The organism is Streptomyces sp. NPDC053673, from assembly GCF_055585225.1.
The window spans coordinates 26,978-40,542 of record NZ_JBVJKN010000004.1; the positions used below are offsets into that span (position 1 = coordinate 26,978).

7 protein-coding genes are annotated in these 13,565 nt (G+C 72.4%); all 7 read left to right on the forward strand.

What is annotated here, in order from left to right:
- Nucleotides 1–63 precede the first annotated feature (63 nt).
- Genes ACZ6ZQ_RS07715 through ACZ6ZQ_RS07745 form a run of 7 tightly spaced genes read left to right on the forward strand, consistent with a single transcriptional unit; the run spans nt 64 to nt 13,476 of the window.
- Complete coding sequence (locus ACZ6ZQ_RS07715) at nt 64–1,023, forward strand: ornithine carbamoyltransferase (RefSeq protein ID WP_469767954.1); 960 nt, start codon at nt 64–66, stop codon at nt 1,021–1,023.
- Nucleotides 1,020–2,288 carry an MFS transporter gene (locus tag ACZ6ZQ_RS07720; protein WP_469767671.1) on the forward strand — a complete coding sequence of 423 codons (1,269 nt, stop codon included), beginning with the start codon at nt 1,020–1,022 and terminating at the stop codon, nt 2,286–2,288. The genes ACZ6ZQ_RS07715 and ACZ6ZQ_RS07720 overlap by 4 nt, the downstream gene beginning before the upstream one ends.
- A gap of 57 nt (nt 2,289–2,345) precedes the next feature.
- Nucleotides 2,346–3,143 carry a thioesterase II family protein gene (locus tag ACZ6ZQ_RS07725; protein ID WP_469767672.1) on the forward strand — a complete coding sequence of 266 codons (798 nt, stop codon included), beginning with the start codon at nt 2,346–2,348 and terminating at the stop codon, nt 3,141–3,143.
- A 40-nt stretch (nt 3,144–3,183) separates the two neighbouring features.
- Entirely contained in the window at nt 3,184–4,122 is a 939-nt protein-coding gene (locus tag ACZ6ZQ_RS07730) for a TauD/TfdA family dioxygenase (protein WP_469767673.1), read from the forward strand.
- 40 nt (nt 4,123–4,162) lie between these two features.
- Nucleotides 4,163–4,948, forward strand: a complete 786-nt coding sequence (locus tag ACZ6ZQ_RS07735) for a 4'-phosphopantetheinyl transferase family protein (protein WP_469767674.1) — start codon at nt 4,163–4,165, stop codon at nt 4,946–4,948.
- Nucleotides 4,945–5,910: a TauD/TfdA family dioxygenase gene (locus ACZ6ZQ_RS07740; protein WP_469767675.1), complete on the forward strand. Its 966-nt coding sequence runs from the start codon at nt 4,945–4,947 to the stop codon at nt 5,908–5,910. The genes ACZ6ZQ_RS07735 and ACZ6ZQ_RS07740 overlap by 4 nt, the downstream gene beginning before the upstream one ends.
- A 15-nt stretch (nt 5,911–5,925) precedes the next feature.
- The gene (locus ACZ6ZQ_RS07745; protein WP_469767676.1) at nt 5,926–13,476 is read left to right on the forward strand and encodes an amino acid adenylation domain-containing protein; all 7,551 of its coding nucleotides are present in this window, start codon (nt 5,926–5,928) and stop codon (nt 13,474–13,476) included.
- Nucleotides 13,477–13,565 lie beyond the last annotated feature (89 nt).

The window sequence follows — 13,565 nt, forward strand, 5'->3', positions numbered from 1 at the left end:
ACGGCACCGGCCGCACCCGGCACCGCACCCGCACCCACACCCGTCCCCGCCCTGGAGGGCCGCATGACCGACCGGCGGATCCGGCATCTGATCTCGATCGACGACCTCCGCGACGAGGAGCTGTCCGCGCTCGTCACCCGTGGCGCGGCGTTCTCGGCCGGCACGGCCGGGCACCCCCGCCCGCTCGAAGGGGCCGTCGCCGGGATCTACTTCAGCAAGACGTCCACCCGTACCCGTACCGCCTTCTCCAGCGGGGCGCTGCGGCTCGGTGCGCAGATCATCGCGTACGGCCCCGGCGATCTGCAGCTCAACACCGGGGAGACCAGCGAGGACACCGGCCGGGTCATGTCCCGGATGCTCGACGTCCTCGTCGCCCGCACCGCGGGCGACCCGGCCGAGATGCGGGCCTGGGCCACCCAGGACCGGATGTCCGTCATCAACGCGATGAGTGCCGACGAACACCCCACCCAGGCACTGACCGACCTCACCACGCTGTACCGCCACTTCGGCCGGATCGAAGGGCTGCGCATCCTGTACGTGGGTGAGGGCAACAACACCGCGGCGGCCCTGGCCCTCGCCCTGGCCCGGTTCCCCGGCGTCGAGTTCGAGCTGCGCACCCCGCCCGGCTACGGCCTCACCGCGTCCGTACGCGAACGGGCGGCGGCCCACGCCGAGCGGCACGGCTCCGTCCTGCGCGAACAGCACCACATGACGGACCTCCCGGCCGACCTGGACGCGATCTACACCACCCGCTGGCAGACCACCGGCACCAGCAAGCCCGACCCCGACTGGCGGCGCGTCTTCGCGCCGTTCCAGGTGACGGCCGGGCTGTGGGACACCAGCCCCAAGGCGGTCTTCCTGCACGACCTGCCCGCGCACCGGGGCGACGAGGTGACCGCCGAGGTCCTGGACGGGCCCGCGAGCATCGCCTTCGACCAGGCGGAGAACAAGATGCACAGCGCCATGGCGGTCCTCGAGTGGTGCCGCGGCGGCGGCCCGGCCGGTGCGGAGCCGCACCGGTGAGTGTCGTCGCCGGGGCACCGGCCACCGCCGGTGCGGGCGGCCCGCCGCCGCTGCGCGCGAACCGTGACTTCCGGCTGCTGTGGACGGGCGCCGCCCTGTCCTTCCTCAGCAGCCGGGTCACCGCCGTCGCCTATCCGCTGCTGGTGCTCTGGCACACGGAATCACCGCTCGCCACCTCGGTCGTGTCCTTCGCGGCGCTGCTGCCGCTGCTGCTCGTGCAGCTGCCGGCCGGCGCGCTGGTGGACCGCTGGGACCGGCGGCGGCTGATGATCGGCTGCGAGGCGGGCCGGTTCCTGGCGCTGGCGACGGTGGCGGCGGCCGTCGCCACCGGCACCGTCTCGGTGCCGCACCTCGCGGTCGTCGCGTTCGTGGAGGCGGCCCTGACCGTCTTCTACCGGCTCGCGGAGCGCGGCGCCGTACGCAACGTGGTGCCGCAGGAGCAACTGCCCGCGGCGCTGGCCGCGAACGAGGCGAGGAGCCGGGCCGCCGGTCTGGTCGGACAGCCGGGCGGCACCCTGCTGCACGCGCTGACCCGCTGGGCGCCGTTCCTGTTCGCGGCCGTGGGCAGCCTCATCTCGCTCGGCACCCTGCTGCTGATCAGGAAGAAGTTCCAGCAGGAGCGGCCCGCCGGCCCCATGCGGCTGCACCGTGAAGTGGCCGACGGCATGCGCTGGTTGTGGCGGCAGAGGTTTCTGCGGGCCGCGCTCGGGTTCGTCGCGGGCAGCAATGTGCTCTTCCAGGTGCTCGGGCTCGCCCTGATTCTGATGTTCAAGGAGGAGGGGCGTTCCTCCGCCACCCTCTCCATCGTCTTCGCCCTCAGCGGCGTGGGAGGTCTGCTCGGGGCGCTGAGCGGCGGCTGGTGGTCGCGCCGGTTCAGCCAGCGGACCGTCCTCATCGGCGGCGCCATCGCCTGGGCGGTGCTGATGACCAGCATGGCGCTGGTGCGCGACCCGTTCGCGCTGGGCGCCCTGTTCGCCGGGACCAGCTTCGTCGGCGCCGCGTTCAACGTGACGGCCGGTGTGTACCAGGTGCGCACCACCCCGGACGAGATGCAGGGCCGGGTCGCGAGCACCGCGGGCCTGCTCGGCTCCGGAACCAACGCGCTGGGCGCGCTCGGTGGCGGACTCCTCCTCACGGCCTGGGGGACGACCCGTTCCGTGCTGCTCGTCGGCGCCGTCATGGCCCTCCTCGCGGCCGTCGCGGCGATCAGCCCGGCGCTGCGCACCGAGGAGCCGGCGGGCCGCTCGGAGTCGCCGCCCCGATGAGCGACACCGATACGCCGACACGCCGACACGCCGCAACGCAGCGACCGAGGAGACCCATTGCCCAGATCCGTGATTCCGCCGGTGGACGCCGGCCCGTGGTTCCGCCGCTACAGCAGGACCGCACGGCCACGGCTGCGGCTCGTGTGCTTCCCGCACGCGGGCGGCAACGCCCAGCTGTTCCACGGCTGGGCGGGCTTGCTGCCCGCCGACGTCGAGCTGCTCGCCGTCCGTTACCCCGGCCGGCACGACCGGCTGGCCGAGCCGTGCGCCGCGACGATGGACGAACTCGCCGGCCCGATCACCGAAGCCCTTGCCCCCCACCTCGGCCTGCCGCTGGTCCTCTTCGGCCACAGTATGGGGTCGTCGGTGGCGTACGAGGTGGCCGCACGGCTCGAAGCACAGCACGCGGTCAGCCCCGCCCGGCTGCTGGTGTCCGGCCGCGCGGCCCCGCACCACGCCAAGCGGACCGGGCTGCACGAGGCGGACGACGACACTCTCGTCGCGGGCATCCGCATCCTCGGCGACCTGGGATCCGAAGCCTTCGACATTCCCGAGCTGCGGGAACTGCTGTTGCCGCCGCTGCGCGCCGACTACCGGCTGATCGAGTCCTACCGTCCCTCCCGTCCCGTCCCGGTCAGCTCACCCATCACCGCGTACGTCGGGACCGAGGACCACGGCTGTGTACGCGAACACGTGCTGGCCTGGGCCGAGCTGACGACCTCGGGGGACTTCTCGCTCCGCGCCTTCGAGGGCGACCACTTCTATCTGGTGCCCCGCGAGGCGGAGCTGGTCGCGGATGTGGCCCGGCGCATCGCCCCCGTGGCGCGGGATGGAGAAATCATAGTGTCTCTATAGAAATCACTATAAGCATCCAATAAATGAGAGGAACTCAGCGATGACGGACATCCGGACCTGGACACCACTGGAGATCGAGGCGGAAGGGGTCGGCGGGCCCCAGGAGCTCACCGAGCGGCTCGGCGAACTCGGCGCCACCGGCCTCGGGGAGCTGCTAGTTCAGGAGAAGGGCCTGGTCTTCCGGGGATTCGACGTCACCCGCGACGAACTCGACCCGGTCCTCGACCTGTTGCTCCCCAATCGCCTCGCCTACGTGCACGGCAACTCGCCGCGCACCAAGGTCGGCAGCAACGTCTACACCTCGACCGAGTACCCGCAGGAATTCACCATCTCGATGCACAACGAGATGAGCTATGCCCATGCCTGGCCCGCCAGGCTGGCGTTCTACTGCGAGATCCAGCCCGGCACCGGCGGCGCCACCCCCGTCGTCGACGCCGCCGTCTGGCTGGAGTCCCTCGACGCCGAGGTCCGTGAGGCCTTCGCCGGCGGCGTCCGCTACGTGCAGAACCTGCACGACGGCTACGGCCTCGGCAAGAGCTGGCAGGACACCTTCGAGACCAGTGACCGCAAGGCCGTCGAGGAGTTCCTCGCCGGCACCGGAGCGAGCTGGGAGTGGAAGGCCGACGGCGGGCTGCGGGTCAGCTCCGTACGACCGTCCACCACCCGGCACCCGGTCACCGGTACCGAGGTCTGGTTCAACCAGGCCGACCAGTGGCACCCCGCCGGCCTCGGCGACGACACCGCGGCCGCACTCGCCCAGATCCTCCCGGAGGACGAGCTGCCGCAGACGGTCACCTTCGCGGACGGCAGCCCCATTCCGCAGGAGTACGTGTTCCAGATCCGCGACCGGGGCCTGGACGCCGCCGTGAACGTCGACTGGCGCCGGGGCGACCTGCTGCTCATCGACAACGTGCTGCTGGCCCACGGCCGCCGCCCGTTCACCGGCGACCGCCGGGTGCTCGTCGCCATGTCCGACTGACCGCAGGTCACGGTCCTAGGACCGGAAAGGAGGTCCGCCGATGGGCGCCGAATACCGGAGCCTCACGGAGAACGACGCCGTCCACATCTGGCAGGGCAGGGTTCCCGAGCTGCCCGACCCGGCGGACGCGGCGCTGCTCTCCGAGGAGGAACTCCTCGTCGTACGGCGCAGAACACCGGAGACGGGCGTCCGCTACGCGGGCGCCCACGCCGCGCTGCGACGCATCCTCGCCTGCTACCTCGGCACCCCACCGAGGAGCATCGGATTCGGGCGGCGCCGCTGCCCGCGCTGCGACGACCCCGAGCACGGACGGCCCTCCGTCACCCGGCCGGCCACCGGACTCGACTTCAACCTGTCGCGGTCCGGGCCGTACTGGATTGTCGCCGTGGTGGCCGGACGGCAGATCGGCGTCGACCTGGAGGACGCCAGGACGCTGGACTTCAACGGCTCCGCGGAGTTCGTGATGTCCACGTCCGAACTCGCGCATCTGCGGGCGCAGAGCACCGAGGCCGCGCGGATGAACGCCTTCTTCCGAAGCTGGACCAGGAAGGAGGCCGTCGTCAAGGCGAGCGGCGTCGGCATCGTGGCCGATCTGCGCGCCGTCGACGTACGTCCGGACGTGGCCGGCCCCGTGCTCGTACGGCACCGGGAACCGGCCGGGCCGGACAGCTGGCTCGTCCAGGACCTGCCCGCGGGCCCCCATCTCTTCGCCGCGCTCGCCCGCGAGGCCGGCAGCACCGGCCCCGTGATCCTGCGCGGCCACCACGACGGCTCGGCGGTGCCGCTTCCCGCTCCGCCGCTGACGGAAGGAGCAGTCACCCCATGACCACCACCGAGACCACCCCGGACACGGGGTCGCTCGCCGCCGTCGTCACCGGCGACGGCGGCCCGGTCCAGGAACACATCTCCCGGCACCGGGCCGAACTGCGGGAGTTGCTGACCGAGCGTGGGGCCCTGCTGCTGCGCGGCTTCGGTGTCGGCGGCGCCGAGGGACTGGACCGCACCGTGCGGGCCTTCTCCGGCACACCGCCGCTCACCTACGCCGAGCGTTCCTCACCGCGCTCCACCATCAAGGGCCAGGTGTACACCTCGACCGACTACCCGGCGGAGGAGGAGATCTTCCTGCACAACGAGAACTCCTACCAGGCGGTCTGGCCGCTGAAGCTGTTCTTCTACTGCATCGAGCCCCCGCACAGCCTCGGCGCCACACCGCTCGCCGACATCCGGCGCGTCTACCGCGAACTGGACCCCGACGTGCGTGAGGAGTTCGAGCGGCGCGGCTGGCGGGTGGTCCGCAACTTCCACGCCGACTTCGGGGTGCCGTGGCAGGAGACCTTCGGCACCGAGGACCGCGACCAGGTCGCCGCGTACTGCCGGGACAAGGGACTCGACGCCCATTGGCGCCCGGACGGCGGCCTGCGCACCACCGCGGTCCGCCGGGCCGTGCACACCCACCCGCTGACCGGGGAGCGTGTCTGGTTCAACCACGCGACGTTCTTCCACGTCACGTCGCTGGCCCCCGAGGTCCAGGAGGGTCTGCGGGAGATCTTCCCGGACGAGGACCTGCCGACCAACACGTACTACGGCGACGGCGGGACGATCCCCGACGCCGTCATGGACCATCTGCGCGCCGCCTACCGGGCCGCGTCCACCCGCTTCGACTGGCAGCGCGACGACGTCCTGATCGTCGACAACATGCGGGCCGCGCACGCACGGGAGCCGTTCACGGGCCCGCGCAAGATCGCTGTTGCGATGGCCGAGCCGGCCGGCTCGGAAGCGACGGCCTGACGAAGGAGCTGACCCATGGGAGCCGGATCATTCGGGCCGCACACGACCGACGAACTCCGCGCCGAACTCCTCAGACGCCGGCTCTCGGGCGGGCGACGACGGGACCGGCCCGATCCGGCTCCCCGGGCCGACCGCTCCGGACCGCTGCCGCTCTCCGCAGGGCAGCGGCAGATGTGGTTCCACAACCGGCTGCATCCCGAGAGCGACGAGTACCTCGTCACGCTCGCGCTGCGGCTGACCGGTGAGCTCGACGTACCGACGCTCCGCCACGCCTGGGACGGCGTGCTGGCCCGGCACGAGATCCTGCGCACCCGCTACCTCCTGCGGGACGGCTCGCCCGTGCAGCTGATCGACCCCGCCGAAGCGGGCACGCTCACCCTCGACGACCTCACCGCACTGCCGGCCGGGCACCGGGAGTCCGCCGTGCTGGAGCGGATCGAGCACGAGGGCGCCCAGTCCATGAACCTGGAGCGGGAGTGGCCCCTGCGCGGCACGCTGCTCCGGTGCGCGGCGGACGAGCACGTACTGATCCTGATCGTGCACCACATCGCCTGCGACGCCTGGTCCACCGGGCTCTTCGCACAGGAACTGGGCGACCTGTACCGGCAGGGCGCCTCCGGCGGCGACCCCCTGCCGCTTCCGACCCAGTACGCCGACTACGCGGTGTGGGAGAACGAACGCACCTCCGGGGACGCACTCGCGGACGACCTCGCCCACTGGCGGCGCGAACTCGACGGACTCACCCCGCTCGAACTGCCGGCGGACCGCCGGCGCCCCGCGGTCCGGGGGAGCGATGCCGGCGCGGTCACCCACCGCATCCCGGACGCGGTGGGCTCAGCCGTACGGGAGGTGGCGGCCCGGGCCGGGGCCACACCGTTCGCCGTGCTGCTCACCGCATTCCAGGTGCTGCTCTCCCGCTACACCGGCCGCACCGACATCGCCGTCGGCACGGTCTCCTCGCTGCGGGTCCGCCCCCAGTGGCAGCGGATGATGGGGTACGGCATCAACAGCCTCGTCATCAGGACGCGCTGGGACCACGACCCGACGTTCACGGGGCTGCTGACGAACGTCCGGCAGACCGTTCTGGACGCGTTCGACCACCAGGACGTGCCCTTCCCGCTGCTCGTCGCGGAGCTGGAACCCGAGCGTGACCTGTCCCGCACCCCCCTGTTCCAGACCCTGTTCACGCTGCGCGAGGAGACCGTCACCGACTACCGGCTGCCGGGTGTGACGACGACACCCGTGCAGCCGCCCAGGGCCAGAGCCCGCTGCGATCTCTCGATGGTGATCGACGAGGCCCCCGACGGGGCGTTCACCGCGCGGCTGGAGTACGCCACGGAGCTGTTCGACCGGGCAACCGCCGAGCGCATGCTCGGGCAGTACGTCCGGCTGCTCGGCGCGGCCGTGGACCGTCCGGACGCCCCGCTGTCCGCCCTCGATCTGCTCGACGAGGCAGAGCGGGCCCGGCTCACCGCCCCGCCCGCGCGCCGGGAGGTGGACCCGCGGCCCATCCCCCGGGTGTTCGAGGGGCAGGCGGCACGCACCCCGGACGCGATCGCCCTGACGTACGAGGGCGAGCGGCTGACCTACGCCGAACTCAATGCCCGCGCCAACCGGATCGCGCATCTGCTGCGCGCGGAGGGCGCGGGACCCGAGACCCTGGTCGGAGTCCTCCTGGACCGGGGCATCGCGCTGCTGCCCGCGCTGCTGGGCATCCTCAAGTCGGGCGCGGCCTACGTCCCGCTCGACCCTGCCACGCCCGACGCCCGGCTGGAGCTGATCCTCGAGGACACCCGCGCGCCCCTGGTGCTGACGGACAGCGCGCACGAAGAGCGGCTCTCTGCGCGGTACGCGGGGAAGTCCGTGGCGCTGGACCGGCAGGGGCCGGGGCTTGCGGCGATGCCCGCGACCGACCCGGAGCCGGCGGGCCACATCGACGACCTCGCCTACGTCATCTACACCTCCGGCTCGACCGGCCGGCCCAAGGGCGTACCGGTCACCCACCGCAATGTGCGCCGGCTCATGGACACGACCCGCGAGCATCTCGCCTTCGACGAGCGCGACGTGTGGACGCTGTTCCACTCCCACGCCTTCGACTACTCGGTCTTCGAGATGTGGGGCCCGCTGCTGCACGGCGGCCGGCTGGTCGTCGTACCGCCCGACACCACCCGCTCCCCCGGCGAACTCCTCGACCTGCTGGCCGAGGAGCGGGTCACGGTGCTCTGCCAGACACCGTCGGCCTTCCGCAGCCTGGTCTCGGCGGCGGCCGACGGCGGCCCGCAGGCCGCGAGGCTCGCCCTGCGGGCCGTCGTGTGCGGCGGTGAGCAGCTGCAGATCCCCGAAATCGGCCCCTGGTGCGACCGGGTGGGTCTCGACCGCACGGCCGTGCTCAACATGTACGGGATCACCGAGATCACCGTCCACGCCACCTGCCACCGGGTCACCCGCGCCGATGTCGACACCACGGCCGGCAACCCCATCGGCCGCCCGCTCGCCGACCTCGCCGTCCGGCTGCTCGACCCGTACGGGAATCCCGTACCGGTCGGCGTCCCCGGAGAGATCCACGTGAGCGGGCCGGGAGTGGCACGCGGCTACCTGCACCGGCCCCGGCTGACGGCGGAGCGCTTCGTCCCCGATCCCTTCGGGCCACCCGGCTCCCGGATGTACCGCAGCGGTGATCTGGCGCGCCAACGGGCCGACGGCGGCCTGGAGTTCCTCGGCCGGATCGACGACCAGGTGAAGATCCGCGGCTATCGCATCGAGCCGGGCGAGATCGAGACCGTGCTCGCCGGGCATCCCTCCGTCCGGGAGGCCGCCGTCGTGGTACGCGAGGACGAGCCCGGTGACAAGCGGCTCGTGGGGTACGTCGTGCCCGCGGGCGACACCACCGCCGAGGCGGCCGAACTCCGCCGCCATCTGCGCTCGTCACTCCCCGAGTACATGGTGCCCGCGGCCCTGGTCCCGGTGAGCACGCTGCCGCTCACCCACAACGGCAAGCTCGACAGACGCGCCCTGCCCGCGCCGAGCACCGGGGCTCCGGAGCTCGGCCCTGGCCGGACGCGGATCTTGCCGCGCACCGCCGCCGAGCGGGAGTTCGCCCAGGTGTGGTGCCAGGTGCTGGGTCTGGAGGGGCTCGGCGTCGAGGACAGTTTCTTCGACCTGGGCGGCGACTCGATCCGTGCGGTGGCTCTGGTGGGCGCGCTCCGCGCGGCCGGGTACGACGTGACGATCCGCGATGTGTTCGACCAGCGCACGGTCGCCGGGATGTGCGCGGTGGCCGCGGACCGTGCCCCCGCGCGAACCCGCGCGGCGGTCCGGCCGTTCGAGCTGATGAGCGCCGCGGACCGGGAGCGGCTGCCGGCCGGCCCGGTGGACGCGTACCCGATGACCCAGACGCAGATCGGCATGGTCATCGACATGCTCGGCCACGACCGGCACAACACCTACCAGAACGTCGCCACCACCCGGATCCGCGACTCCGTGCCCTTCTCGCTGCCCGCGCTGCGCGAGGCCGCGGCGACCGTGGCGGCCCGGCACGAGGTGCTGCGCACCTCCTTCGACCTGCACTCCTGTTCCGTGCCCGTGCAGCTGGTGCACCCCTCGGCCGAGGTGCCGGTCGCGGTACGGGATCTGCGCGGGCTGGACGCGGACGCCGTCCTGGAGAGCCTCCACCGGTTCCACGACGAGGACCGGGCGCGGGTCTTCGACCTCACCGAACCGCCGATGCTGAGGCTCACCGTCCACCGCACGGACGACGGGTGGTGGCTGTCGGCCTCCGAGTTCCACGGAATCCTGGAGGGCTGGAGCTACCACTCGCTGCTGCGGGAGCTGCTGGACTGCTACCGGAGCATCCGCGAGTCCGGCGCCCCCGGGCCCTATCGGCATCCAGGGGTGCGCTTCGCCGACTCCGTCGCCGGCGAACTACGGGCACTGGCCTCGGCCGAGGACCGCGACTACTGGGCGAGGACCGTCGACGAACAGCCGGCTTTCTCCCTCCCGGCGGGCTGGGGCGACCCGGACCGGACCCGCGAGGACTTCTGGGTGTGGGTGCCGTTCGACGACCTGGAGGAAAAGCTGCGCGCCCTGGCGGCCGGGGCCGGTGCCTCGCTCAAGAGCGTCCTGGTGGCCGCGTACGGCACAGTGCTGAGCCGGCTCAGCGGTGAGTCCCGTTTCACCAGTGGGGTCGTGGTGCACACCCGGCCGGAGACGGCGGGCGCCGACCGGATGTTCGGAGTGCATCTCAACACGGTCCCCTTCGTGTTCCGGCGCGCTGCAGGCACCTGGCGCGAACTGGTCCGCACGGCCTTCGACCAGGAGGCGGAGCTGTGGCCGCACCGCTGGTTCCCGATGCCGGAGATGCAGCGGGACGCCGGGGGACGACGACTGGTTCACGTCGTCCTCAACCATGTCGACTTCGCGCGGCTGGAGAGCGACGCGGTCGACATGGGCACGGTCATGGCGCCGGGCAAGACGGAGTTCGACCTCGCCTTCACGACGGTGTCGCGGCGGATCAGCCTGAAGACCAACACCACCGTGCTGACCCGCGCCAACGCGGAACGGGTGGCTGCGCTGTACCGGCGGGTGCTGGAGGCGATGGCCGCCGATCCGGCGGGGAGCGCGGAAGAGGTGTTCCTGGAGCCGCAGGAGGCGCGACTGCTGGGCCGGGTCAACGACACGGCGTGCGTGGTCGGGCCGGAGTCGGTGCTGCGGTTGTTCGAGGAGCAGGCGGCGCGGAATCCGGACGCGGTCGCGGTGGTACCGGGCGACGAGCCGGTGTCGTACGCGGAGCTGGACGGCCGGGCCGACCGGCTGGCGCATGTGCTGCGTGAGCGGGGTGTGGGCGCGGAGTCGCGGGTGGCGGTGCTGCTGGACCGCGGGCCGGACCTGATCGCCGCGCTGCTGGCGGTGTGGAAGGCCGGTGGTGCCTATGTGCCGGTCGATCCGTCGTACCCGGCGCGGCGGGTGGCGTCGATCACGGAGAGCGCCGGTGCGTCAGTGGCGGTGACCTCGTCGGCGTACACGGACCGGTTCGACGGCGTGGAGCTGGTGCTCACCGACCGCCTGGCCGGCCGCTCGGCCGGCACCGGCCCGGTGCCGGCTCCGGAACGTGCCGACGACCTCGACACCCTGGCGTATGTGATCTTCACGTCCGGTTCGACGGGCCGTCCGAAGGGCGTGGAGGTGTCCCACCGGGCTCTGGTCAACCATGTCGTCTGGGCGGCACGGGAGCTGGCGTCCGGGCGCCGTGGTGGCGCGCCGCTGTTCTCCTCCGTCGCCTTCGACCTGGTGGTGCCCAATCTGTGGGCGCCGCTGGTGACCGGTCAGGCCGTGCACACCGTCCCGCAGAACACCGGCCCCGGCGACCTGGGGGACCGGCTGACCGCCATGGCCCCGTACAGCTTCGTCAAGCTCACCCCGGGCCATCTGGACCTGCTGGCCGAGCAGCTCACCCCCGGGCAGGCCAAGGAACTGGCCGGCGTCCTGGTCGTGGCAGGAGAGCCGCTGCAGTGGACAACGGTCCGGCGCTGGCGCGCACTCGCGCCGGACGTACGCCTGATCAACGAGTACGGCCCGACCGAGGCCTGCGTCGGTACGACCACCCACGAGCTGGGGGCAGTTGACGGCGCCAATGGCATCGCCCCGATCGGAACGCCCCTGCCGAACATGACCGTGCACGTTCTCGACGAGTCCATGCGGCAGGTGCTGCCCGGTGTCGCCGGTGAGCTGTACGTCGGTGGCACCGGTGTGGCCCGCGGGTACGCCGGCCGTCCAGATCTCACCGCTGACCGGTTCGTGCCGGCCCCCTGCGGCCCACCGGGCTCGCGTCTCTACCGCACCGGCGATCTCGTACGGCAACTCCCCGACGGGAGCGTGGAGTTCCAGGGGCGGGTGGACGACCAGGTCAAGATAGGCGGGTACCGGATCGAGCCGGGTGAGGTGCAGGCGGTGCTGGCCGGGCATCCGCGCGTGCGTGACGCCTTCGTCACCGTGCACGAGGGGGAGCTGGCCGCCTATGTGACTCCGGCGGTGCCCGAGGACATGGCCGGGTACCTGGCGCAGCGGCTGCCGAAGTACCTGGTCCCGGCGACCTTCACCGCGCTGGACGCCCTGGCGCTGAACGCCAACGGCAAGGTCGACCGCACGGCCCTGCCCGCCCCCGGCCTCCCCGGCGCGGACGGCGCGGGCGACGACGACGGTTACGTCGCTCCGCGCACGGTCACCGAAGAGCGCATCGCCCGCATCTGGGCCGACGTCCTCGGCGTCGCACGCGTCGGCGCCCAGGACGGCTTCGCCGGACTCGGCGGTCACTCGCTGAAGGTCATCAGTGTGCTCGCCGAAGCCCGGCGCATCGGCCTGCCGCTGACCCTGCGCATGCTCTACGAGTACGACACGCTGGCCGGGCTCGCGGCGGCGGTGGACGCCCTGCCTCCCGGGCAGCCGGAGCCCGAAGCGCGCCGCACCGGGCCGGCGCCCCGGCCCCGGCACCCGTCCGTGCTCGGCACGGACGCGCTGCTCGCAGCCATGGACCGGCACCATGTGCCGGGCGCGGCCGTGGTGCTCCTGCAGGGTGGCGAGGTGCTCTCGGCCGAGGGGTACGGCGTCACCGCCGCCGACGGCTCCGAACCCGTGACGCCCCGTACGCCGTTCCGGGTGGGCTCGATCAGCAAGCACGTGACGGCGCTCGGAGTCCTGCGACTGGCCGCCGAGGGCGTACTCAACCTGGACGCCGACGTCAACCGGTACCTGACGTCCTGGCAGGTTCCGGGGGAGTCGCCCATCACCGTCCGGGAACTGATGAGCCATCAGTCCGGGCTCGGTCCGGTGCCCGCCGCTCACTACCGGCCCACCGACCCGATGCCCACGGTGCTCCAGATCCTGCGCGGTCTGCCCCCTGCCACCAATGCGCCGGTCGGTGTGGAGCTCCCCGCCGGGCAGGTGTTCCGCAAGAGCGGTGTCAACTTCTCGGTCCTGGAACTCCTGCTCCAGGACGTGACGGGGGAGAGCTTCCCCGGTCTCATGGAGCGTCTGGTATTCGGCCCGCTGGGCATGATCGACAGCAGCTTCGACCAGTGGTACCCGGAGCGGTCCGCCAGGCCCGCCGCCGCGGGCCACGACATGGACGGGTCCCCGCTCCAGGGCCGCTGGCGCATCCGTGCGGAGGCGGCGTCGGGCGGGTTGTGGTCCAGCGCCGTGGATCTGGCCAAGGTGGCCGTGGAGATCCGCCGGGCACGGCTGGGCGAGCCCGGCGCACTGCTCCTCACCAGGCCGCTCGCCCAGCAGATGCTCACCGTCTGGCATCCGGGCAGCTTCTACGGACTGGGCACGGTCGTGGACGGGACGGGCGGCGGGACGGAGTACGGGCACGGCGGCCGTACGGTGGGCTTCCGGGCCGGCACGTTCACCCGGCTCGACAGCGGTGAGGGCTTCGTCGTCCTCACCAACGCCGAATCCGGCCAGGGCATCGGTTCGTTCGTGGCGGACGTGCTCAGGCGGTCCGGCGGACCGGAATCGACCGCGCGCTGGACCGGCGGCGGGGACGACACTCCCGTGGACGACGACGTCTAGGGCCTGTCGTCCGGATCTTGCCGGGCTCGCGTGCCCTGGCATGCACTCCCCCAGAGCTTCGCCTGGGGGGACCCCCAGCGGCGTTGTCG

Coding starts and splice junctions, on each gene's coding strand:
- ACZ6ZQ_RS07715 (WP_469767954.1), top strand. CDS start 64: ATGACCGACCGGCGGATCCGGCATCTGATCTCGATCGACGACCTCCGC.
- ACZ6ZQ_RS07745 (WP_469767676.1), top strand. CDS start 5,926: ATGGGAGCCGGATCATTCGGGCCGCACACGACCGACGAACTCCGCGCC.
- ACZ6ZQ_RS07740 (WP_469767675.1), top strand. CDS start 4,945: ATGACCACCACCGAGACCACCCCGGACACGGGGTCGCTCGCCGCCGTC.
- ACZ6ZQ_RS07730 (WP_469767673.1), top strand. CDS start 3,184: ATGACGGACATCCGGACCTGGACACCACTGGAGATCGAGGCGGAAGGG.
- ACZ6ZQ_RS07735 (WP_469767674.1), top strand. CDS start 4,163: ATGGGCGCCGAATACCGGAGCCTCACGGAGAACGACGCCGTCCACATC.